The following is a 22,956-nucleotide window of genomic DNA, read 5'->3' on the forward strand; positions in this document are numbered from 1 at the left end:
GCATGGCAACGCTACGCGACTCGCACCGTGAGGCTCTCGCGCCCGGCCGCCAGCGCCACGTGGGCGACGGCCGCTTCCAGGCCCCGCGCAGGCAACGGCGCACCGTCGAACATGGTGATCTCGACGGCGTCCTCGGCGAGCTCCCAGACACCCGCGATGCGCCCACCCACCACGACGATCGGTGAGATCCAGCCCGCGGCGCGGCTCACCTTCGCACGGTGCGCGGCAGGCAGCAGCACGGTGTCACCGGTGCCCGGTCCCAGCACGTATTGATCGAAGGCGCCGAGCAGGTGCACCGTCGCACTCGGCGCGGCGGCGGCCAGTGCGTCGACCTGGTCGGTCGGCAGGAAGGCGCGGCGGCCCTCCACGTCGATCTCGGTGATCAGGTCGCCCAACTCGGCGAACCAGCGGCGCACGGTGGTCTTGCGCAGGCTGTTGCGGCTGAGCCAGGCGTCGAAGGTCTCCGGCGTCGCCGGGCCGTAGGCGCCGAGATAGCCGAGGATCGCCACCCGCGCCGCGGCGTCGAGAGCGGGCAGGCCGGGCCAGTCGCGCACCAGGTGCGCGGGACTGGTGAACGTCACTTTGGTGCCTCGTACCGGGCCGTGACACAGCACGCCCTGCCAGGCCAGCGGTTTGAGCAGCGCACCCCAACCGGATCGCAGTTCCTCCCCCAGCCGATGGAATTCCGGTGCGGACACCAGGGCTTCGACCAACTCCTCCCGGGTGAGCACCGCGGCGTCGAGTACCTGCGCGACCGCCTCGGTCAGTGCCGCCACCTCCGTGGGCGAAGCGCCGAAGTTCTTCTGCCACGAGGGTTTCTCCCAGGTGCGCGCGGAACCGATGAGCGCGAGAACGGCGGCGGCCTGTTCTGAAGGCAGCGCGTGCAGCGTGCCGCGCATCGCCCAGGTCTTCATCAGCGCGCCCTCGTCGAGCGCGCGCACCAGCGCGCCGGATTCGGGCTTCGTGCTGCGCAGTGCGACCGCCAGTTCGGCCGCCGAGGTGACCTGAGCCTGGACACCGCACAGACGCCCGGCCACCGCTACCGCACCTTCGTCGGTCCGGGACAAGACATAGTGCCGGTCCAGCCGCCAGGCGAAAACCTGATCCCAGGTGGCCCGCATTCGCGCTCCTTCTCCTGCTCAGTTCAGCATCGTGCCCGCGCAGGCGACCAGCGCGGCGGCCAGCGCCGACCCGGCGACCGTCATCGCGATCACGCCGAGCAAAGCGGTGCGGGTGGTGGCGCGCCGAATCGCGCCGACCGGGTCGGCCAGCCGTTCGGCGCGGGCCAGTACCGCCGTCCCCGCCGCGGCCAGCGCACCCGGCGGCGCGGGCTCGGCGATGCCGACGATCGCCAGCAGCCCGCCCAGCAGCGGCAGCGAACCGTGCTCGTCGGCGGCCTTGTCGTCGGCGCACATCTCCAGCAGGCGAGCGATCTCGGCCGCGCCACCGGTGAACAACCGCAGGCCGGGCAGTGTGGTGGCCACCGCGCGCAGCACCGCGGTCAACGCCGCGTGCCTGCCGGACAGGTGCGCGCGTTCGTGCGCGAGTACCGCGGCGAGTTGATCCTCGTCCAGCGCCGCCAGCGCGGCGGTGGTGACCACGATGGTGTCGGGTCGTCCCGGCACGCAATACACCTGCCGCTCCGGTGAGTCGAGCACGACCGCCCCGATTCCCGGCACCGGCCTGCCGACCAGACGGACCGCCCGCGCGTGGACGCTGGTGCGCCTGCGCATGTCCAGCACGACTCCCACGGCGCGCGCCACCAGCGCGACGGTTCCGGTGGACACCAGCGCCGCCACCGCGAACGTGGCCGCACGGCCGGCCGCGGCGCCGTGCGCATCCACCGGAGCCCACAGGAACGAGGCGCACGCGTGCAACGCGTCCTTCGGATGTCCCCAGTAGGTGGCGAACTCGACGGTCAGCACCGCCGCCGCGACCCCCCATGCGCTCAGCGCACCGATGATCGCGACAACCCAGGCGATCACACCCAGCCGCGGCGCGATCCCGCGATAGGTCAGTCTGCGCAGCACGGGCGGACCGAAGGCCGCCACGACGCCGCCGTACAACGTCAGAGCCAGGGCCAGGCTCACGGCACTTCTGGTGACTTACGCGCCGCGAGTCTGCGTAGCGCGGCACGCAGCCCCGCCGACTCCTCGGCGCTGATCCGATCGACGAAATGGCTGAGCACCAGATCCGAGCGTCCGCCGGAACCCAGCGCCTCCAGCATGAGCCGGGCGCTGTGTTCTTCCCTGGTGAGCGTCGGCCAGTATCGATAGGCCTTGCCCGCGCGTTCGCGCGCCAGCCACCCCTTGCGATGCAGGTTGTCCATGGTCGACATCACCGTCGTATACGCGATGTCGCGCTGAGCCGACAGTTCGTCGAAGATCTCACGCACCGTTGTGTCCTCTGCGTCCTGATCCCAGATGCGGTCCATGATCACCGCCTCCAGATCCCCGAATCCACGCACCGTACCGACTCCCTCATCCGAGCTGTGCCCCGTCGTGGGAACAGGTTACCGGTTTGGGTGGGTTACTACGGAGGCAACCAGTAGATCCGCCCGCTCCGACCGCACCCTGTCGGGGCCATATGCGAACATATGTTCGTGTCCGACGCGCCCGTCTCCCGATCTGGCAGGCCCCGGATTCTCGCGCGGCCGGAGGCATCGATCCTGCATGCCGACCTCGACTCCTTCTATGCCTCGGTCGAGCAGCGGGACGACCCGTGGCTGCGCGGCAAACCGGTGATCGTCGGCGGCGGCGTCGTCCTGGCTGCCAGCTACGAAGCGAAGGCGTTCGGAGTGCGCACCCCGATGAACGGCGGACAGGCGCGCCGGTTGTGCCCGCACGCGATCGTGGTGCCGCCGCGCATGTCCGCCTACGCCGAGGCGAGCAGAGCCGTCTTCGAGATCTTCCGCGACACCACACCCGTGGTCGAGGGCGTCTCGATCGACGAGGCCTTTCTCGACGTCGGCGGACTGCGCCGGATCGCGGGCGAGCCCGTCACCATCGCGACGCGGCTGCGTGCGGAAGTCCGCGACCGGGTCGGCCTGCCCATCTCGGTGGGCATCGCTCGCACCAAGTTCCTCGCCAAGGTGGCCAGCGCCGTCGCCAAACCCGACGGATTACGGCTGGTGCCGCCGGACGGCGAACTGGACTTCCTGCATCCGCTGCCGGTCGAAAGGCTCTGGGGTGTAGGCGATGTCACCGCGCGCACGTTGCACGAGCACGGCATCACGCGGGTGGGCCAACTGGCCGAACTCGGCGAGCGCCCGCTGCGGGCGATCCTCGGTCCCGCCGCGGCACGCCACCTCTACGCCTTGTCCTGGGCGCGTGACCCGCGCCGGGTCGAGACCGGCCGGCGGCGGCGCTCGATCGGCGCCCAGCGTGCCCTCGGCCGCAAGCACCGGCCGCCGGACGAGATCGAGGCCTACCTGCACGGGCTCACCGATCGGCTCGGCCGTCGCCTACGCGCCGCCGACCGGGTGTGCCGAACCGTGGTGCTACGCCTGCGTTTCGACGATTTCACCCGGGCCACCCGCTCGCATACTCTCGCCGGGGCCACCGACCACACCGAGACGATCCTGAGCGCGGCCCGCACCCTGCTCGCCGGGGCGATGCCGGTCATCCAGGAACGCGGCCTCACCCTGATCGGTCTCGCGCTGACCAACCTCGACGACGCCGACTCCGTCCAGCTCGCCCTGCCCTTCGAAGCCCGTGCCACCAACAGCCTCGACGCCACCCTCGACGACTTGCGCAAGCGCTTCGGCTCCGCCGCCGTCACCCGCGCCGCCCTCCTCAACCGCGGCGAGGGCCTCTCGGTTCCTCTTCTCCCCGACTAGCCACGCCTCAATACGAGCGTTTCGGCCGCTTGTCCATCAACCGCAGGATCAGCGGCGTGAAGATCAGCTGCATGGCCAGCTCCATCTTCCCGCCGGGCACCACGATGCAATTCGTCCGCGACATGAACGAGTCGTGCAGCATCGACAGCAGATAGGGGAAGTCGATCACCTTCGGGTCGGCGAACCGGATCACCACGAAACTCTCGTCCGCCGTCGGAATGGTGCGCGCGATGAACGGATTGGACGTGTCCACGGTCGGCACCCGCTGGAAGTTGACGTACGTGCGGGAGAACTGCGGGCAGATGTAGGTGACGTAGTCCGGCATCCGCCGCAGGATCGTATCGATCACGGCCTCGCTGGAGTACCCGCGCTCGGTCTTGTCCCGGATCACCTTCTGAATCCACTCCAGATTGATGATCGGCACGACGCCGACCAGCAGATCGGTGTATCGCGCCACATCCACGGTGGAGGTGACCGCCGCGCCGTGCAGGCCCTCGTAGAACAGCAGGTCGCTGCCCGGCGTCAGCTCCTCCCACGGCGTGAAGGTGCCCGGCGGCTGGCCGTAGGGCTTCGCCTCGGCCTCGTCGTGCAGGTACCGGCGCACCGTTCCGACCCCGGTCTCGCCGTAGTCGCGAAACAGCGTCTCCAGTTCCTTCAGCAGGTTGGCCTCCTCCCCGAAATGCGAGAACCGCAGATTGCGGCTCTGCTCCGCCTCGGCCATGGCCAGTTTCATCTCGTTGCGGTCGTAACGGTGGAACGCGTCGCCCTCGACGATGGCCGCGTTGATCTCTTCGCGGCGGAAGATCTCCTGGAAGGTCCGCGTCACGCTGGAGGTCCCCGCCCCGGAGGACCCGGTGATGGCGACGACCGGGTGCTTGACCGACATGGTTCTCCTCTTCAGCGCTGGGCCGGACGAAACAGCGACCGCCTGCCGAACAGCGAGCTGTCGAAGCTGGGGCCCTCGTCCGGTTCGCGGTGATACCGCTCGATGCGCTCGACTTCGTTGCGGGAGCCGAAGATCAGCGGCACCCGCTGATGGACGTCGCCGGGCGTCACTTCCAGCACTCGCTCGCTGCCGGTGGTCGCGGAGCCCCCGGCCTGTTCGACGATGAACGCGATCGGATTGGCGCCGTAGAGCAATGCCACCCTTCCCGGACGCGTGGGCGGGCGGGTGTCGCGGGGGTACAGGTACACCCCGCCTCGGGTCAGGATGTGAAAGGTGTCGGCGACCAGCGAGGCCACCCAGCGCATATTGAAATCCCGCTCGCGGGGGCCGTCGACGCCGTCGAGGCACTCGTGCACGTAACGGCGCACCGGTCGTTCCCAGAACCGCTCATTCGCCGCGTTGATCGCGAATCCAGAGGTGTCCTCGGGGATGCGCATCCGCGGGTGGGTCAGCACGAACGCGCCGATCTCCCGGTCCAGGGTGAACCCGTCGACCCCGCTGCCGGTCGTCAGCACCAGCATGGTCGCGGGCCCGTACAGGGTGAACCCCGCGCACACCTGCTCGACGCCGGCCTGCAGGAAGTCGGCCGCCGCGGGGCCCGGGCCCTGCGCGGGCGCACGCAAGACGCTGAAGATGGTGCCCACCGGCAGATTTACGTCGATGTTCGACGAACCGTCCAGCGGATCGAAGGCCAGCAGGTACTTCCCGCGCCGATGGGTGGCGGGCACCGGATGGATCTCGCTGATCTGTTCGGACAGCAACGCCGAAAGGTGCCCGGTCCATTGAGTTTCGGCGACGATGATGTCGTTTGTGATCGCGTCCAGTTTGCGATGCACCGTCGGCGGCAGATTGTCCGGCTCGGACGCACCGATCGAGCCGACGATCGCGCCCCTGGTGACCTGATTGGCGACGATCTTCGTCGCGGTCGCGATCACGTTCACCAGGGCGGAGAACTCACCGGACGATCCGGGATGCCGATGCTCCTGTTCGATGGTGAAGCGGGTGAGGGTCTTCAGTCCTTCTGGCATAACGCCTCGATCTCGTCACCGGGGTCACACGGTCGGCTCGCCGGCGGGCTCGGGGTCGGTGAACACGCTGCTGCCGTAGACATCCCGGTCGGTCAGCGTGATCAAATCGGTCTTGGTCAGCGGTCTGCGCAGTTCCACGAGACGCTTGGCCTGCCGCAACCGGCAACGGTCGAGCGCGTTGCGGACGCTGCGCGCGTTGGAGAAGCGCGGGCGGGCCATCCGGTGTTCCAGGTACTCCCCGAAAGCGGTCCGCGCCGCGTCGTCGAAGTGGAAGTTCTCCGCCGCCACCATGAGCTCGGCGATTCCCAGCAGCTCCGCGTGCGTGTAGTCGGCGAACTCCAGGTGGTGGGCCACCCGTGAGGACAGGCCCGGATTGGCGGAGAAGAAGCGGTCCATCCGGTCGGGGTAGCCCGCGAAGATCACCACCAGGCTGGCGCGTTCGTTCTCCATCTCCTGCAACAGGATCTCGATCACCTCCTGCCCGTAGTCGCGTTCGTTCTCCGGCCGGAACAGGTAGTAGGCCTCGTCGATGAACAGCACCCCGCCCGCCGCCTTGGCCAGCGCCTCTTTGGTTTTCGGTGCGGTGTGCCCGATGAACTGACCCACGAGATCGTCGCGGGTGACCGTGTGCACCTTGGGTTTGCGGATGTAGCCCAGGGCGTGCAGCATCTGCGCCATCCGCAATGCCACCGTGGTCTTGCCCGTGCCGGGACCGCCGGTGAAGCTCATGTGCATGGTCGGCCGCGAGGAGGTCAGTCCGAAACGTTGCCGGGCACGGTCGATCAACAGCAGCGCCGCGATCTCGCGGACCCGCCGCTTCACCGGAGCCAGCCCGATCAACTCCGCGTCCAGCCTGCGCAACGTTTCCTCGACGTCGTGACCCGCGATGTCGCTCGACAAGTCCAGCACCGCGTCCTCGGCCAGGATTTCCGGCTCTTCCGGATCGGGCGACGCCGTCCGCACCGCGCCGGGGACATCAGCCCCCGGCCGGTGCAGACGGAATCCGGAGCCGTTGCGCTCAGCCGCCATACCGCTCTCCCGGCCGGACGGTCGTGGCATACGAATGCAGGCCGTATGTCTGCATCCGGTCGGGACCCTCGGTGCGGGTGAGCACGAAACCCGGCTCGTCGGGCGGTCGTTGCACCAGGAAACTCAGCGCCGTCGTCTGCCTGGTGTAGCGGGCGTCGTAGGCGAGCACCCGCACGTAGTGCCGGGGGAAAGTCGCCCGGCACGCGTTGATCTCGGCCAGCACGCCGTCGGGCTCGTCCAAGTCGAACAGCGGCAGCCCCCACATCTCCCAATAGGCATTACGCGGGTGCGGATCGTCGGTGTACTCGATGGACACCGGCCAGCTGTTGAGCAATGCGTAGCGCACTTGGGCGGCGATCTGCTCGTCGGTCAGCGGCGGCAAGTAGCAGAATGTTCCGTGCCTCAGATACATCGGCTCGTCCTTCCTGGATGGTCAGCGGCTGGCCGTCGGCACGGCGTCCGGCGCGTCGGTGGAGGTGTAGTCGAAGGTGACATCGCCCCAGGTGGCAAGCGCGACATCGAGCGGACGGCAGATCTCGGCCGCCTTCCTGAGCACATCGGGGCCTTCCTTCAACAGGTCGCGGCCTTCGTTGCGGGCCTGCACGACCGCCTCCAGCGCGACCCGGTTCGCCTCCGCGCCCGCGGCGATGCCGAGCGGATGCCCGATCGTGCCGCCGCCGAACTGCAGCACCACGTCGTCACCGAACAGGTCGAGCAACTGATGCATCTGCCCGGCATGGATGCCGCCGGAAGCCACCGGCATCACACCGGGCAGGCTCGCCCAGTACTGGTCGAAGAAGATCCCGTTGGCCGGCTCGGTCCGGATGTGGTTCTCCCGCAACGTGTCGTAGAACCCCTTGGTCGTCGCCGGGTCGCCCTCCAGTTTCCCGACCACGGTGCCCGCGTGCAGATGGTCGACGCCGATCAGCCTGCACCACTTGGCCAGCACCCGGAAGCTGACGCCGTGCGTCTTCTGCCGCGTGTAGGTGGAATGCCCCGCGCGATGCAGATGCAGCAGCACCCCGTTGCGGCGCGCCCAATGCGACATCGACTGCATCGCGGTGAAGCCGACGGTGAGGTCCATCATGATGACGACGCTGCCGAGTTCCTTGGCGAACTCCGCGCGCTCGTACATCTGCTCCATCGACGCCGCGGTCACATTCAGGTAATGGCCTTTGATTTCGCCGGTCTCCGCCATCGCACGGTTGACGCCCTCCATCGCGAACAGGTACCGGTCGCGCCAGCGCATGAACGGCTGCGAGTTGATGTTCTCGTCGTCCTTGGTGAAATCCAGGCCGCCTTTGCATGCCTCGTAGATGACGCGTCCATAATTGCGGGCGGATAGCCCGAGTTTCGGTTTCACCGTCGCGCCGAGCAGCGGCCTGCCGTATTTGTTGAGATATTCGCGTTCCATCACCGTGCCGTGCGGCGGCCCTTGGAACGTCTTCACGTACGCCACCGGAATGCGCATGTCCTCCAGCCGCAGCGCCAGCAGCGGCTTGAACCCGAACACGTTGCCGATGATCGAGGAGGTCAGGTTGGTGATCGATCCCTCCTCGAACAAGTCGAGATCGTAAGCGATATAGGCGAAGTACTCCCCCGGCCGCCCGGGGACCTCGTCGATGCGGTAACACTTCGCCTGGTAGCGCGAGTGGGCGGTGAGCCGGTCGGTCCACACCACCGTCCAGGTCGCCGTGGAGGATTCACCCGCCACCGCGGCCGCCGCCTCGATCGGATCGACACCGCGCTGCGGAGTCACCCGGAACACGGCGAGCACGTCGGTATCCGACGGCTGGTAGTCGGGCGCGTAATACCCCATCGACGCATAGGATTGGACACCCGGATCCCAGCGGTCGCGTTCGGTTTCTTCGGCCATCGTTCCTCCTGCTGTGCCACTGCGGGACACCCGCACCCGGGCGAACGGGCGTGCCTTGGGATTTCCAGGATGACGGGCCGGATACCGACAAACAATTTGATTGTTTCTCGCGACACTCAACATATTCGTTGAGTTTGTTACCGTTCTCGGGTGGGTATGGTGAGCGCGGCTCGGATGGAAACCTTCCTGGCCGTCGCCCGCCACGGCAGCATCCGCCGCGCCGCGGCGCAGTTGCACATCACCGAGGCCGCCGTCTCCGCGGCCGTCGCGCACATCGAGAAACTGCTGGGGGCAAAGCTCATCGCGAAGTCCGGGCGCGGCATCGCGCTCACGGAGGCCGGGCGCGTCTACGCCGAGTACTGCCGCGGCATCCTCGGGTTGATGAAGGAGGCGCAGGCGGCCGTGCGCCGCGCCGAGACCGGGCGGCTGCGGATCGGCGTGGTCGCCACCGCGGGCGAGTACGTCCTGCTGCGGCCGCTCGCCTCGTTCCGCCGCCGGTTCCCCGACATCGAACTGAGCCTGTCGGTGCATCCGCGCGACGCGCTGTTCCTCGAATTGCAGCACCATGAAACGGATCTCGTCATCGCAGGCCGCCCGCCACGCGACACCGGGCTGGTGGTGCGCGCCCGGCGGCCCAGCCGTCTGGTCGTGGTCGGCCTACCGGAACTCGACCCGCTGCACACCACCTGGCTGCTGCGCGGGCGCGGCTCCGGCACCCGCGAGGCCACCCTCGCCTTGCTCGACCAACTCCGGATCGAACCGCCCGTGCTCACTCTCGGCTCCCACGGCGCCGTCCTCGCCGCCGCGCGAGAAGGACTCGGCGTGACGTTGATCCACAGCGACGCCATCTCCCAGGACCTGGAGAACGGCGCGCTGCGCGTGCTCCCGGTCGAGGGCACACCGCTGGATCGTCCCTGGCATGCCATCACCACCCGCACACCGACGCCGACCACCCGCCTGTTCCTCGCCCATCTGCTCGACCCCGCGGAGGTCGGTTCCGATGCCTTCCACCCGCATTGAGGCCCGCGACCTGCGCGAACCGGCACCACAGCCGCCATGGAAACCGACTGGACGGATATGACAGACTGACTCGCATGACCCGAGGGGATGTTCCGTCCAACGTCTCGGACACCGCGCGCTGGGTCGCGGCCTACCGGGCACGCGAGACGATCCGCCCGGACGCGCTGTTCCGCGATCCGCTCGCCGACCGGCTGGCCGGCGAACGCGGCCACGCCATCGCCGACAACGCGCCTAGGGTGATGCGCCACGGGTGGCCGATCGTCACCCGGACCAAACTGATCGATGACCTCGTAGCCACCGCGATCGGCGAGGGCTGCGACCGCGTCCTCAACCTCGCCGCCGGTCTGGACGCTCGCCCCTATCGGCTCGATCTGCCCGACGAGTTGCTCTGGATCGAGGCCGACCTACCCGAGATCGTCGCCGAGAAGGACAGCGCCCTCGCCGGCGAGACGCCGCACTGCGTGCTCATCCGCCGCGCGGTCGATCTCGCCGACCCGGACGCGCGGATGAAGTTCCTCGACGAGGCGCTCGGCGCGATCGGCCCGAGCGCCACCGGCGCGTCCAAGGCCCTGGTGCTCACCGAGGGGCTGCTGATGTACCTCGACCCGCCGACGGTCACCGATCTCGCGACCGCACTGGCCCGCCCCGAGATCGCCTGGTGGCTGCTTGACCTGAGTCTGGGCATGCGCAAGATGCGCTCTGGCGACACCTTCGCCAACGCGCCGATGCAGTTCGAACCCGCCAACGGCGTCCGCTTCTTCGAAGACCTCGGCTGGCAGCCGATCGAACTGGAAAGCCTGCTGCTGCACGCCCGCAAGTTCCACCGCGCACCTTGGTACCTACGTCCCTTCACCTATCTCCCCCAGCCCGACCCCCGCAAACCCATGCGCACCCCCTGGTCGGGCATCATCCGTTTCCGCCACACCTGAGCGACGCCGTCCTCGGCTACAGCTGGCCGTGCTGAGAGTCGAAGGTGAGCACGCGGCCGCCCAGTTGGATCTGGGCTCCGGGTGCGAGGACGATCGGCTGGCCGGGGACCGCTCGGACCCAGTCCTGGCGTCCGGGATGACGGATGTGGGTGCCGTTGGTGGAACCGCCGTCCACGACCGTGACATCCCAGTCGACGAGGCGGATCTCCGCATGCGCCCGCGACATTCCGCCCGAGCTGTCCTCCAGCCGCACCGGGCGCGCGCCACGCGCGACCGCGTCCGAATGCTCCGGTTCGCGGCCGAGAACGCAGTCGCTGTCCAGGACGAACGACGTGCCGTCGTCCAGTAGCAACACACCGAGTGGTGGGCGCACCCCTTCGCTGAGCACGCAGGTGAGCTGATCCATCCGGATCCCGCAGACCGTGCAGAACGACACCCGAGGATCGTTGTGATGATGCCGGGCGCATTGGAAACCCGGCACGATCACGCGATGTCCCAGCGCGTTCGAGCCGGTCGACCCGAGCGCGTCGGCGACGACGCCGGTCGAGGGAACCATCGTCTCGGCGAGATTCGCGTCGTTGGCGATCGCGTGATCCCGATCGGTGCGGTGCGCGGGCCGCGCCGGGCTCTGGTCCGGCGCCGGTGGTACGGGCTGCGCCGCCGGGGGCGTCACGCCTTCGCGTGGCGTGGCCCGCCGCGCCGGCGCTTGGAGATCGACTTCCGTCGCGGCATCGCCGGACTCCTCGCCCTTCCGCAGGCTCGGCGCCCGTCGTGGTTGCGCTTCGGACTCCTCGGAACCCGCCTGCCCGCCCGGCCGGTGTGGTTGCGGCATCGCCTGCGGTCCGGCGGTGCGAATCGGTTGCGGCATCTGATCCGGCATCGGCGGCCGATCCTCGAGGCGATGCGGTTCGGCCGCCGGTCGTGGCGCGACGTGCGGCGGCTCCGGCCGGGGCTCGACGGGAGATGGCGGCGCGGATCCGGCGTGCGGTCGCCGCGGGGACTCGGCGTCACCGTGGCGGTCCGGCTCATCACCGATCGCGCCCGACCACAGCACCGCGCCGGACCCTGGCGCGGCGCCCGCATCCAGCGACAGAATCCCCCGCCCCGGTAGCGATTCCGCGGTCCAGCCCGCCTCGTCCACGAACAACCCGGCGCCGCTGCCGGGTGCGGGCGTCACCATGCGGTCGACGGTGAATCCGGCGTCCCGGCCGCGCAGCACCTCCGTGTGGCCCGGACCGGCGAGCACCGCGGTGACCCCACCGTGCAGAAACACCGCGAGACCTTGGTCCACTGGCGTGATCACCCCGAATTCGACTTCCTCCTCCTCGCCGTTGGACAGGCCCATCAGCCAGGTCGTGGCCAGTCGCGCCACCGCGCGCCCGCTGCGGCGCCGGTCGCGTGCGACGGCTTCGCGAACGATGTCCAGCAGCGCCGTCATCGTGCGGGCAGCGACCGTGTCCGCCGTGAGGAGCCCGTCGCCCCGGTGCGCGACGACCACGACCGCGCCATTCGCGCTCGCCACCAGGTGGGTGCCGGGCAACACCTCGATCTGCGCGCTCACAGGAACCGGCCGCCTTGGAAGCGCCACCGATGGAAGACCACCCGCATCGGCCCGTTCACGATGAGCCAGAAGGCGATCCATGTGACGACGAACTGGATGAGGAAGGCAGCGAGCGGCGGACGCAGATGCTCGGGCAGCACCACCGTGGTGTAGCGCACGAGCACCCAGATCAGCGCTCCCTCGTTGAGGATGGTGACCAGACCGAACAAGGTCGGCCAGTCCTTCTCCCAGCGGAACTGTTGGAGCAGGTGGTAGAGCAGTTCCCAGAGCACACCGACCAGAACGGTCGCCAGCAGCACCGACAACGTCACCCGGTACGCCTGACCGATGCTCGAGGACCCGGTCGGCAGGAACGGGGTGATGAGCAGCGCGACGACGAAGCCGATCACGCTCAGCGCGAGCAGACGGGTCTGGATTCGCCCGTTCAAGGTAGGAAGCATCGCTCAGATCTTCTCGTTCGTAACCCACAGCCACCATTGCCGCGTCGAGCGCAGCGGCCCCATCCTGCGGCAGAACCCGACCGCGGCCAGGTCGTCGGCGATCTCCTGCGCGGCGATCTGCAAGCCGAGGAAGGTGTCCACCCCGGCGAACGGCCCGCCGAGCGTCGCGCTGCCGGAGGCGTATATCCGTCCTGTGCCGCTGCGGGTGCCGATCAGCTCGAAAGTCGTGTCCACGTCCAGCCGACCGAGCGGATTACGGCCCGCGCCGGTGTGGTCGAGCAGGTCTGCCAACAGCCGGTGCTCCCGGACGTCGGCTTCCAACCCCGTGCAGTCGATGATGTAGTCGACGGTCGTGTCGAACGGTTGCGTCGGCGGCGGAAAAGGCAAGGGCGCGCTGGAATCCGGAAGAATCGTGGCGACCACGCCTTGCCGTCCAGCGGCAGGACGCGGAGCGCGCATCGTGCCGGCCATCACCTGGTACCACCCCTCCCGGCGGCCACGGCGCAACTGTTCCTGCCAGTTGTCGCGGATGGGGGTGTTGGTGCCGGAGATCTCCTTGTACGCGCGCGCCCGTTCCTCGCCTTGCAGTCGTCGCACCTTCTGCTTGAGCTGACCGCCCCACACCGACTTCGGATAGTTGAAACCCTGGTAGGCCCATCCGTCGCCGCCCTTGCGCCTGCTGAAGATGTTCTTGCCGTGCGAGCCTGCGATATACGTGCGGAACAGGTGCAGGATCCGGGTGTCGAGCCGGTATTTGTCCCGGTCGTCGATGAGCCGTTGCAGGACGCGGCTGGCCACGATCCCGCTGCCACGGATCAGCACCGTGCCGGGCCGCCGCTGGAGCGCCTGGTAGACGTGCTCGTGCGGCTCGTAGGCATTGACCACACGGGTCGGATCACGATGGGTCTCGCGATACTCCTGCAGATCCGGCAGCAGCTTCAGCCCCGGATAGCCGACGGCGACATGGACATACGTGCTGCGGAAAGCGACCCGCTTGGTCGGTGCCGAACCCGCGGGCGGGGTGAGGATGGTGAAGTATCCGCCGCCGTTGCGCTTGCGGACCATGCGCACGTGCCCGCGGTGCAGCGAGCGGGCGTAGCCGATGCGGTGGAATTCCCGCTCCATGGAGGCGAACGCCTGGCCCGCACGCGGGGTGTAGTAGTTGGCGAAGATCGGCTCGACGAAGACGTTCCACAGCGGCTTGATCGACTTGTCCGCGATCGCCTCCCGCACCGCGTAGGACGGAAAGCCCCAGATGTTGTCCGGCGTGGAGGCCGAGTCGCTGCGCAGGCGTTCGCCACGGGGGATCTGCGACACCCTGGTGAGGTACTCGTAGGAGGTCCACGGGTGCTCCTGCGGACCGAGCACCGCCATCGCTTCGGCGGGCACGCCGAAGATCCGGAGCGTGTCGTAGGTGACGAACGATCCGATCCCGCTGCCGATGGTCACGAACGGTACGTCGAACACCGGAATCCCGGCGCTGCCGAGCATTTCATCGGTCCATACGTCGGTGTCGACGAGGGCCTGCGTGATATCTCCCCGCATTGGCCGGACTTTACCGGCAGATCCTTATCAACTGCTTGCCATCGGCTTTCGCCGGACGACCGCACTGGTGACGCGCCGCGCACGACGCGTGTGAACCATCTGCGCCGAACCTGCCACGCGGTATGCCCTCGCGGACGTACCATGCCGTTCGTGGCCGATTCCACTCGTTCCACCCCACTGCGGGTCCTCGTGTACAGCAACGACGCCGACACCAGGCGCCAGGTGATCCAGGCCTTGGGCAAGCGTCCGAGCGCAGAGCTACCGGAGTTCGAGTACCTGGAGGTCGCCACCGCTCCCGTGGTGATCGCGCAGCTGGACGCCGGTGGCATCGACTTGGCTGTGCTCGACGGCGAGGCCGCCCCCGTCGGCGGGCTCGGCATCGCGAAGCAGTTGAAGGACGAAGTCGATCCGTGCCCGCCGCTGCTGGTGCTCACCGGCAGGGCCGACGACGCATGGCTTGCCAGCTGGTCGCGCGCGGAGGCAGCGGTGGCGCATCCCATCGATCCGCTCCGGCTCACCGAGGCCGTCGTGGCTCTGCTGCGCAGCCGCTCTGCGGCCTGAACCCGCCAGCGATTCATAGCGATCATGAATTAATTCACCCGGGCGCGCCGCCGCGCCCGGACCGCCGGTAAGCGACCCTCGACCGCGCCGCCCTCGGCGCCGTTGTTCGCCGCGCAGTTTGTCGCCTTTTCCGACTGAGAACCCGCTCGGGACCACATTTGACGTCGCCGTACCCGACACCTCAACGTTTCCAACTGACCGTTCACCCAACGGTGCGGACCCCTCGCGCGGATTACCACCGTTTCGGTCATAAATGCTTGTACTGAATTCGATCAAAAGCCGTCGCCAAACGCGGTGCAGGCCGCCGGTTCAGTTGTAGGCTGTGCCCTACCTCACACGGAGACGGATCCGGTCATGACCGTCCCCGGGTGGAGCCGAGGGGCGAGTCTGGCCGAGGCGGACAACGACGTCAGCCCGCCTCGGACGCTGTTGTCAGCTGCCGCTCGCAAGGAGGGGAAGTGCAGTCGTGAACATCGAGGTGCCGACACTCGTACTCGGCGCGATCGCGGCGGCGTTCGCGCTGTTCTCCATCGTCCTGTCCGCCCTGGTCGGCCCGAAACGACGAAACCGGGCAAAGCTGGAACCCTACGAATGCGGTATCGAACCCACGCCGCATGCCGTGGCGGGCGGACCGGGAAACGTTACCGGGCAACGCTTTCCGGTGAAGTACTACCTCACCGCCATGTTGTTCATCATCTTCGACATCGAGATCGTGTTCCTCTACCCGTGGGCAGTCCACTTCGATGCGCTCGGTCTCTTCGGTCTGGCCGCGATGGCGTTGTTCATCGTCAACGTCTCGGTGGCCTACGCCTACGAATGGCGACGGGGTGGGCTCAGCTGGGACTGACCACCGCGCAGCCGAATTCGTAGCCGACGAGTGGAAGCGAGTCAGTAGAACATGGGTCTCGAGGAAAAACTGCCCAGCGGCTTCCTGCTGAGCACCGTCGAGGATTTCGCCGGATACCTGCGCAAGGGCTCCCTGTGGCCGGCCACCTTCGGGCTCGCCTGCTGCGCCATCGAGATGATGGCCACCGGCGGGGGCCGTTTCGACATCGCCCGCTTCGGCATGGAGGCCTTCCGCGCCTCGCCGCGGCAGGCCGATCTGATGATCGTCGCGGGCCGGGTGAGTCAGAAGATGGCTCCGGTGCTGCGCCAGGTCTACGACCAGATGACCGAACCCAAATGGGTGCTGGCGATGGGCGTCTGCGCCTCCTCCGGCGGGATGTTCAACAACTACGCCATCGTGCAGGGCGTCGATCACGTGGTGCCGGTGGACATCTACCTGCCCGGCTGCCCGCCCCGGCCGGAGATGCTGCTGAACGCGATCCTGGCATTGCACGCCAAGATTCAACAGATGCCGCTCGGCGTCAACCGCGAGGAAGCCATTCGCGCCGCCGAACAGGCCGCGCTCGCCTCGACGCCGACCATCCGGATGGAGGGTCTGCTGCGATGACCTTCGACACCCCCGACGACACCGAAACACCGCCCGCGCACGACGCGATCGATGCCGCCGCCACCGCGGGCCCCGAAGGCACACTGCCCGAGGAGGATTCCAGGCCGGCGGAGGCCGACGTGATCGGCGTGCGCCGCGGCATGTTCGGCGTCACCGGCACCGGCGACACTTCCGGCTACGGCCGCCTGGTCCGCCCCGTCACCCTGCCCGGCGGCACGCCCGCCCCCTACGGCGGGTACTTCGACGAGCTGGTCGCCGCGCTCCACGCCGCGCTCGCCGCCACGGGCGCCCGCTCCGACGCCGCGCTGGAGAAGGTGATCGTCTTCCGAGGCGAACTCACTTTGCACGTGCGCCGGGAGCATCTACCCACGGTGGCCCGCGCGTTGCGCGACGATCCCGCACTGCGATTCGAGCTCTGCCTCGGCGTCGACGGCGTGCACTACCCGGCGGACTCCGGCCGTGAACTGCACGCCGTCTACCACCTCATGTCGATCACGCACAACCGCCGTCTACGCGTGGAGGTCTCCGCACCGGACGCGGACCCGCACATCCCCTCGCTCTACGAGGTGTATCCGACCACCGACTGGCATGAGCGCGAGACCTACGACTTCTTCGGCATCCGGTTCGACGGGCACCCCTCGCTGACCCGGATCACCATGCCGGACGACTGGCGCGGTCACCCCCAGCGCAAGGACTACCCGCTCGGCGGGATCCCGGTCGAATACAAGGGCGCGCGCATCCCGCCGCCCGACGAGCGGAGGGCATACAGCTGATGAGCGACACCGACACCGAACCCGAGGTCACCGCGCCCGAGCCCGCCACGGTCACCGTCGCAGGCCAGGACTGGGACCAGGTGGCCGAGACGCTGTCCGGCGCGGGCGAAGAACGCATCGTCGTCAACATGGGTCCGCAGCATCCGTCCACCCATGGTGTGCTGCGCCTGATCCTCGAGATCGAAGGCGAGACGGTCACCGAGGCCCGCTGCGGAATCGGCTACCTGCACACCGGGATCGAGAAGAATCTCGAATTCCGCAACTGGACCCAGGGCGTCACGTTCGTCACCCGGATGGACTACCTGTCGCCGTTCTTCAACGAGACGGCGTACTGCCTTGGCGTGGAGAAACTGCTCGACATCACCGAGCATATCCCCGAGCGCGCCACCATCGTCCGCGTGCTGCTGATGGAACTCAACCGCATCTCCTCGCACCTGGTCGCCCTGGCCACCGGCGGCATGGAGCTCGGGGCGTTGACGCCGATGCTGTTCGGCTTCCGCGAACGCGAGCTGATCCTCGACGTGTTCGAGACGATCACCGGCCTGCGGATGAATCACGCGTTCATCCGCCCCGGCGGCCTGGCTCAGGACCTCCCCGACAACGGCGTCACCAAGGTGCGCGAACTGCTCGCGCTGCTGCCCGAACGGCTGCGCGATATGGAGCGCCTGCTCACCGCCAACCCGATCTGGAAGGCCCGCACCCAGAACATCGGCTATCTCGACCTGCAGGGCTGCATGGCCCTCGGCATCACCGGCCCGGTGCTGCGCGCCACCGGCCTGCCGCACGACCTGCGCAAAGCCCAGCCTTACTGCGGCTACGAGAATTACGAATTCGACGTTCCCATCACCACCGGATGCGACTGCTACGGCCGCTACGTCATCCGGGTGGAAGAGATGAAGGAATCGTTGAAGATCGTCGAGCAGTGCCTGGACCGGTTGCGGCCCGGCCCGGTCATGATCGACGACAAGAAGATCGCCTGGCCCGCCGACCTGCAACTCGGCGCCGACGGACTCGGCAACTCTCCCGAGCACATCGGCAAGATCATGGGCAGGTCCATGGAGGGCCTGATCCACCATTTCAAGCTGGTCACCGAAGGCATCCGCGTTCCGGCCGGCCAGGTGTACGCGGCCGTCGAGTCGCCGCGCGGCGAGCTCGGCGTGCACATGGTCAGCGACGGCGGCACCCGGCCCTACCGCGTGCACTACCGCGACCCCTCGTTCACCAATCTGCAAGCGGTCGCGGCGATGTGCGAGGGCGGCATGGTCGCCGACGTCATCGCCTCGGTCGCCAGCATCGACCCCGTCATGGGCGGAGTGGACCGATGAACCCGGCAACGGACGGCGATACCCCGAACGGTGGCTACGGGACCGGTGGCACGCGGGTCCTGCTGAAGCTCAGCGCCCGGCCCGAGCCGTACCAGCCCTTCGTGCGCGAACGGCTCGAAACCGACGCCAAGGAGATCATCGCGCGCTATCCGCATCCGCGCTCGGCGCTACTGCCCCTGCTGCACCTGGTGCAGTCCGAGGAGGGTTGCGTCACCGGCACCGGAATCGAGTTCTGCGCTGAGCAATTGGGCTTGACCGGCGCCGAAGTCACCGCGGTCGCCACCTTCTACTCGATGTTCCGGCGCACACCGACCGGCGACTACCACGTCGGCGTCTGCACCAATACGCTCTGCGCGGTCATGGGCGGCGACGCCATCCTCGCCGCACTCGAGCGCCACCTCGGCATCGGGCACGGCGAGACCACCGCGGACGGATCGATCACGCTGGAGCACGTCGAGTGCAACGCGGCCTGCGACTTCGCGCCGGTCGTCATGGTCAACTGGGAGTTCTTCGACAACCAGACCCCCGAGTCCGCGCGGGCGCTGGTGGACGCGCTGCGAGCCGGACAGCAGGTCACCCCGACCAGGGGCGCGCCGCTGTGCACGTTCAAGCAGACCGCCCGCATCCTCGCCGGTTTCCCCGACGAGCGCCCCGGTGTGCTCGACGGCGCGGCCGGTGACGCGACACTCGCCGGCCTGCGGGTGGCCCGCGAACAGGGCATGCGCGCCCCCGCGCCGGAAGAGGACACGGAGGGCAGGCGATGACGCTCACCCCGGTGCTGAGCACCTACTGGGACGATCCGCAGTCCTGGACGATGGACACCTACCTGCGCCACGACGGCTACCAGGCGCTGCGCACCGCCCTGCGGACGGACCCGGATCAGATCATCCAGACCGTCAAGGACGCGGGCCTGCGCGGGCGCGGCGGCGCGGGCTTCCCCACCGGCATGAAATGGAGTTTCATCCCGCAGGGGCCCGGTCCCGACGGCGTCACCAAACCGCACTACTTGGTGGTGAACGCCGACGAATCGGAACCAGGCACCTGCAAAGATATTCCGCTCATGCTGGCCGCCCCGCACGCGCTGATCGAAGGCGTCGTCATCGCCGCCTACGCCATCCGCGCGGCGCACGCGTTCATCTACGTGCGCGGCGAGGTGGTTCCGGTGCTGCGGCGGCTACAGGCCGCGGTGGCCCAGGCCTACCAGGCGGGCTTTCTCGGTCATGACATCCTCGGCTCCGGCTACGACCTCGAGCTGATCGTGCACGCGGGCGCGGGCGCCTACATCTGCGGTGAGGAGACCGCACTGCTGGACTCGCTGGAAGGGCGCCGCGGCCAGCCTCGGCTGCGCCCGCCGTTCCCCGCCGTCGCGGGTCTGTACGCCTGCCCGACCGTGGTGAACAACGTCGAGTCCATCGCCAGCGTGCCGCCCATCATCCGCAACGGCATCGCGTGGTTCCGCTCCATGGGCAGCGAGCGCTCGCCCGGCTTCACGCTCTATTCGCTGTCGGGTCACGTCACCCGGCCCGGGCAGTACGAGGCCCCGCTGGGCGTGACGCTGCGCGAACTACTCGGCTACGCCGGTGGCGTGCGCGCCGGGCATCGGGTGAAGTTCTGGACTCCGGGCGGCTCGTCCACGCCGCTGTTCACCGAGGAACACCTCGACGTGCCGCTCGACTACGAAGGCGTCGCGGGTGCGGGATCCATGCTCGGCACCAAAGCCTTGCAGATCTTCGACGACACCACCTGCGTGGTGCGCGCCGTGCTGCGCTGGACGGAGTTCTACGCCCACGAGTCCTGCGGCAAGTGCACCCCATGCCGGGAGGGCACCTACTGGCTGGTGCAGCTGCTGCACCGTATCGAGGCGGGCACCGGCGTCGCATCCGACCTGGACAAGCTGCTCGACATCAGCGACACCATCAACGGCAAGTCGTTCTGCGCCCTCGGCGACGGCGCGGCCAGCCCGATCATCTCCTCGCTGAAGTACTTCCGCGAGGAGTACGTCGAACACCTGCGGCTGGGCCGCTGCCCGTTCGACCCGGCGCGCAGCACGGCATGGGCCGAGTCAGGAGAAGAGGTCCGATGAAACCGGTATCGCGGAGCGATTCGATCAGGGGTGGCGGCCGGGCGGCGAACGGGCCTGCCGCCGTGCGTGACAACAACGGCGGGCCCGCGCCCGCCGACCTGGTGACCGTGACCATCGACGACACCGCCGTCAGCGTGCCGCCCGGCACACTGCTGATCCGGGCCGCCGAGCTCATCGGCATCCAGATCCCCCGCTTCTGCGACCATCCACTGCTCGACCCGGTCGGCGCATGCCGTCAATGCCTGGTCGAAGTCGAAGGGCAGCGCAAGCCGGTCGCCTCCTGCACCATGGCCGTCGCCGACGGCATGGTGGTGCGCACCCAGCTCACCTCCCCCGCCGCCGACAAGGCGCAGGAGGGCGTGATGGAGCTGCTGCTGATCAACCATCCGCTGGACTGTCCGGTGTGCGACAAGGGCGGCGAGTGCCCGTTGCAGAACCAGGCGATGTCCACCGGCCGCGCCGAAAGCCGGTTCGACGGCCGCAAACGCACCTATCCCAAACCGATTCCGCTGTCCACGGCCGTGCTGCTGGACCGGGAACGCTGTGTACTCTGCGCCCGCTGCACCCGTTTCTCCCAGCAGATCGCGGGCGACCCGTTCATCGAACTGATGGATCGCGGCGCGCTGCAACAGGTCGGCACCGCGCAGGCCGAACCGCTGGATTCTTATTTCTCCGGCAACACCGTGCAGATCTGCCCCGTCGGCGCGCTCACCGGCACCGCCTACCGATTCCGCGCGCGCCCGTTCGACCTGGTGTCCAGCCCGAACGTCTGCGAGCACTGTGCCTCCGGCTGCGCCCAGCGCACCGACCACCGGCGCGGCAAGGTGTTGCGCAGGCTGGCCGGAGACGACCCGCAGGTCAACGAGGAGTGGAACTGCGACAAGGGCCGGTGGGCTTTCGCCTACGCCACCGGACCCGACCGGCTCACCACCCCCCTGGTGCGCGGCTGGGACGGCGAACTCGCCCCCGCCTCGTGGTCGCAAGCGCTGGCCGCGGCCGCGGAGGGGCTGGCCGCGTCCTTCGGCAACGCCGGCGTGCTGGTCGGCGGCCGGGTCACCGAGGAGGACGCCTACGCCTACGCGAAGTTCGCGCGAGTCGCCCTCGGCACCAACGATGTCGACTTCCGCTCCCGCGCGCATTCTGCCGAGGAGGCCGATTTCCTCGCCGCCCGCGTCGCGGGCCAGGACGGCGCGGTCACCTACGACAGCATGGAAGCCGCACCGGTCGTCCTGCTCGTCGGATTCGAACCCGAGGAAGAATCGCCGATCGTCTACCTGCGCCTGCGCAAGGCGGCCCGCAAGCGCGGCCTGCCGATCTACTCGCTCGCGCCGTACTCCTCGCGCGGGCTCGAGCGCATGTCCGGACGGCTGATGCGCGCCGCGCCGGGCGCCGAACCGCATCTGCTCGACGCCATCCGCACCGGCGAGATCACCACGCCCGGCGCGGATCCCGCCCAGCTGGCCGATCTGGCCCGGCTGCTGCGCGAACCCGGTGCGGTGATCATGGTCGGCGAGCGGATGGCGGGCGTCGCGGGCGCGCTGTCGGCCGCGGTGCGCCTCGCCGACGAAACCTCGGCCGCCCTCGCCTGGGTGCCGCGCCGGGCAGGCGAACGTGGCGCGGTCGAAGCGGGCGCCATGCCCGGCCTGCTTCCCGGCGGCAGGCCCGTCGCCGATCCCCGTGCCCGCCAACAGGTCCGCGCTGTCTGGAACGTGCCGGAGCTGCCCGTCGGCGCGGGCCGGGACACCACGGCGATCCTGGAGGCCGCCTCCGGCCTCGGCGCGCTGGTCATCGGCGGAGTCGATGTCGCCGACCTGCCCGATCCGGCCGCAGCGCTGGCCGCGATCGACGCGGCCAGGTTCGTGGTGAGTCTGGAACTGCGCCGCAGCCCGGTCACCGAACGCGCCGACGTGGTCTTCCCGGTAGCCGCGGCCATGGAGAAATCCGGCACCTTCCGCACCTGGGAGGGCAGGCCGCGCCCGTTCGCCGCCGCGCTCGGTGACGACATGGTGCGCCGCCAGACCGCGCCGCTGTCGGATCAGCGCGTGCTGCACGCCATCGCCGAAGAGATGTCGGTGCGCCTCGGCCTGCCCGACATCGAATCCGCCCGCGCCGAACTCGCCGAACTCGGCGCGTGGGACGGCGCACCCGTCACCGCCCCCGCGCACGGGCCGAACCCGTTGCCGCGGCTCGAGCCGGGAACGGCGGTGCTCGCCAGTTGGCGCATGCTGCTGGACGAAGGCCGGATGCAGGACGGCGAACCGAATCTGGCCGGCATCGCCCGGCCCCCGGTGGTGCGCCTGTCGGCCGCCACCGCCGCCGAGATCGGCGTACAACCCGACGACCCGGTCACGGTCGCCACCAGCCGCGGCACGGTCACGCTCCCGCTGATGATCAGCGACCTGCCCGACCGGGTGGTCTGGCTGCCGCAGCACTCGCCCGGCTGCTCCATCGCCGAGCAACTCGCCGTGCAGCCCGGCGCGATCGTGCATCTGCGGCACGCCGACGAGAGGATGAAGGAGCACCGTCATGAGTGATCTCGCCGCGCTCGC

22 protein-coding genes are annotated in these 22,956 nt (G+C 68.8%); 11 read left to right on the plus strand and 11 right to left on the minus strand.

Features of this window, described 5'->3' with window-relative positions; all coding sequences use genetic code 11:
• Positions 1-11: 11 nt before the first annotated feature.
• The 3 genes from AB0L97_RS08195 to AB0L97_RS08205 are packed head-to-tail and all read right to left on the minus strand — an operon-like array spanning position 12 to position 2,467.
• Complete coding sequence (locus AB0L97_RS08195; protein WP_364426379.1) at positions 12-1,121, minus strand: crosslink repair DNA glycosylase YcaQ family protein; 1,110 nt, start codon at positions 1,119-1,121, stop codon at positions 12-14.
• 18 nt (positions 1,122-1,139) lie between these two features.
• Positions 1,140-2,090: a M56 family metallopeptidase gene (locus tag AB0L97_RS08200; protein ID WP_364426382.1), complete on the minus strand. Its 951-nt coding sequence runs from the start codon at positions 2,088-2,090 to the stop codon at positions 1,140-1,142.
• Positions 2,087-2,467 (minus strand): BlaI/MecI/CopY family transcriptional regulator, encoded by a 381-nt coding sequence (locus AB0L97_RS08205; RefSeq protein WP_043691105.1) that lies wholly within the window; start codon positions 2,465-2,467, stop codon positions 2,087-2,089. Before AB0L97_RS08205 ends, AB0L97_RS08200 begins: the two co-directional genes overlap by 4 nt.
• 129 nt (positions 2,468-2,596) lie before the next feature.
• Between AB0L97_RS08205 and dinB the strand changes: the two genes are divergently transcribed.
• Positions 2,597-3,838 carry a DNA polymerase IV gene (gene dinB, locus AB0L97_RS08210; RefSeq protein ID WP_364426386.1) on the plus strand — a complete coding sequence of 414 codons (1,242 nt, stop codon included), beginning with the start codon at positions 2,597-2,599 and terminating at the stop codon, positions 3,836-3,838.
• 7 nt (positions 3,839-3,845) lie between these two features.
• Here the strand turns inward: dinB and AB0L97_RS08215 are convergent, their stop codons facing one another.
• The 5 genes from AB0L97_RS08215 to AB0L97_RS08235 are packed head-to-tail and all read right to left on the minus strand — an operon-like array spanning position 3,846 to position 8,717.
• Positions 3,846-4,724 carry a phosphoribulokinase gene (locus AB0L97_RS08215; protein WP_355073975.1) on the minus strand — a complete coding sequence of 293 codons (879 nt, stop codon included), beginning with the start codon at positions 4,722-4,724 and terminating at the stop codon, positions 3,846-3,848.
• 11 nt (positions 4,725-4,735) lie between these two features.
• Positions 4,736-5,812 (minus strand): class 1 fructose-bisphosphatase, encoded by a 1,077-nt coding sequence (locus tag AB0L97_RS08220; RefSeq protein WP_364426390.1) that lies wholly within the window; start codon positions 5,810-5,812, stop codon positions 4,736-4,738.
• A gap of 24 nt (positions 5,813-5,836) precedes the next feature.
• A complete protein-coding gene (locus AB0L97_RS08225) occupies positions 5,837-6,841 on the minus strand; it encodes an AAA family ATPase (protein ID WP_355073978.1) in 1,005 nt (334 codons plus the stop codon).
• On the minus strand, positions 6,831-7,253 hold the full coding sequence (locus AB0L97_RS08230) for a ribulose bisphosphate carboxylase small subunit (RefSeq protein ID WP_355073980.1): 423 nt from the start codon (positions 7,251-7,253) through the stop codon (positions 6,831-6,833). Before AB0L97_RS08230 ends, AB0L97_RS08225 begins: the two co-directional genes overlap by 11 nt.
• Positions 7,254-7,274: 21 nt before the next feature.
• Positions 7,275-8,717 carry a form I ribulose bisphosphate carboxylase large subunit gene (locus AB0L97_RS08235; RefSeq protein ID WP_355073982.1) on the minus strand — a complete coding sequence of 481 codons (1,443 nt, stop codon included), beginning with the start codon at positions 8,715-8,717 and terminating at the stop codon, positions 7,275-7,277.
• A gap of 156 nt (positions 8,718-8,873) precedes the next feature.
• Here AB0L97_RS08235 and AB0L97_RS08240 point away from each other — a divergent pair, with 156 nt between their 5' ends.
• A complete protein-coding gene (locus AB0L97_RS08240) occupies positions 8,874-9,737 on the plus strand; it encodes a LysR family transcriptional regulator (RefSeq protein WP_355074429.1) in 864 nt (287 codons plus the stop codon).
• A gap of 74 nt (positions 9,738-9,811) precedes the next feature.
• Positions 9,812-10,666, plus strand: a complete 855-nt coding sequence (locus AB0L97_RS08245; RefSeq protein WP_364426395.1) for an SAM-dependent methyltransferase — start codon at positions 9,812-9,814, stop codon at positions 10,664-10,666.
• Between the two features lie 16 nt (positions 10,667-10,682).
• Here the strand turns inward: AB0L97_RS08245 and AB0L97_RS08250 are convergent, their stop codons facing one another.
• From AB0L97_RS08250 to AB0L97_RS08260, 3 genes are read right to left on the minus strand one after another with little or no spacing between them, the layout of a single operon-like run.
• Positions 10,683-12,227, minus strand: a complete 1,545-nt coding sequence (locus tag AB0L97_RS08250; protein ID WP_364426398.1) for an FHA domain-containing protein — start codon at positions 12,225-12,227, stop codon at positions 10,683-10,685.
• Positions 12,224-12,667, minus strand: a complete 444-nt coding sequence (locus AB0L97_RS08255) for a hypothetical protein (RefSeq protein ID WP_364426401.1) — start codon at positions 12,665-12,667, stop codon at positions 12,224-12,226. Before AB0L97_RS08255 ends, AB0L97_RS08250 begins: the two co-directional genes overlap by 4 nt.
• Positions 12,668-12,670: 3 nt before the next feature.
• The gene (locus AB0L97_RS08260; protein WP_364426404.1) at positions 12,671-14,212 is read right to left on the minus strand and encodes a hypothetical protein; all 1,542 of its coding nucleotides are present in this window, start codon (positions 14,210-14,212) and stop codon (positions 12,671-12,673) included.
• 141 nt (positions 14,213-14,353) lie between these two features.
• Between AB0L97_RS08260 and AB0L97_RS08265 the strand changes: the two genes are divergently transcribed.
• The 8 genes from AB0L97_RS08265 to AB0L97_RS08300 all read left to right on the plus strand — a co-directional run bounded on the left by AB0L97_RS08265 (position 14,354) and on the right by AB0L97_RS08300 (position 22,941).
• Positions 14,354-14,773, plus strand: a complete 420-nt coding sequence (locus tag AB0L97_RS08265) for a hypothetical protein (RefSeq protein ID WP_355073991.1) — start codon at positions 14,354-14,356, stop codon at positions 14,771-14,773.
• A 466-nt stretch (positions 14,774-15,239) separates the two neighbouring features.
• A complete protein-coding gene (locus tag AB0L97_RS08270) occupies positions 15,240-15,620 on the plus strand; it encodes an NADH-quinone oxidoreductase subunit A (RefSeq protein ID WP_067807371.1) in 381 nt (126 codons plus the stop codon).
• Positions 15,621-15,671: 51 nt separating this feature from the next.
• Positions 15,672-16,226, plus strand: a complete 555-nt coding sequence (locus tag AB0L97_RS08275; RefSeq protein ID WP_040866749.1) for an NADH-quinone oxidoreductase subunit B — start codon at positions 15,672-15,674, stop codon at positions 16,224-16,226.
• Positions 16,223-16,999, plus strand: a complete 777-nt coding sequence (locus AB0L97_RS08280; RefSeq protein ID WP_364426410.1) for an NADH-quinone oxidoreductase subunit C — start codon at positions 16,223-16,225, stop codon at positions 16,997-16,999. The genes AB0L97_RS08275 and AB0L97_RS08280 overlap by 4 nt, the downstream gene beginning before the upstream one ends.
• A complete protein-coding gene (locus AB0L97_RS08285; protein ID WP_364426413.1) occupies positions 16,999-18,324 on the plus strand; it encodes an NADH-quinone oxidoreductase subunit D in 1,326 nt (441 codons plus the stop codon). The genes AB0L97_RS08280 and AB0L97_RS08285 overlap by 1 nt, the downstream gene beginning before the upstream one ends.
• Positions 18,321-19,088, plus strand: a complete 768-nt coding sequence (gene nuoE, locus AB0L97_RS08290; RefSeq protein WP_355073996.1) for an NADH-quinone oxidoreductase subunit NuoE — start codon at positions 18,321-18,323, stop codon at positions 19,086-19,088. The genes AB0L97_RS08285 and nuoE overlap by 4 nt, the downstream gene beginning before the upstream one ends.
• Positions 19,085-20,407, plus strand: coding sequence for an NADH-quinone oxidoreductase subunit NuoF (gene nuoF / locus AB0L97_RS08295; RefSeq protein ID WP_355073997.1), 1,323 nt, complete (start codon positions 19,085-19,087; stop codon positions 20,405-20,407). Before nuoE ends, nuoF begins: the two co-directional genes overlap by 4 nt.
• A complete protein-coding gene (locus tag AB0L97_RS08300; RefSeq protein ID WP_364426418.1) occupies positions 20,404-22,941 on the plus strand; it encodes an NADH-quinone oxidoreductase subunit G in 2,538 nt (845 codons plus the stop codon). Before nuoF ends, AB0L97_RS08300 begins: the two co-directional genes overlap by 4 nt.
• The last annotated feature ends 15 nt before the right edge of the window (positions 22,942-22,956 follow it).

Origin of the sequence: Nocardia sp. NPDC051911, assembly GCF_040681035.1 — a bacterium.
Taxonomy (GTDB): domain Bacteria; phylum Actinomycetota; class Actinomycetes; order Mycobacteriales; family Mycobacteriaceae; genus Nocardia; species Nocardia sichangensis.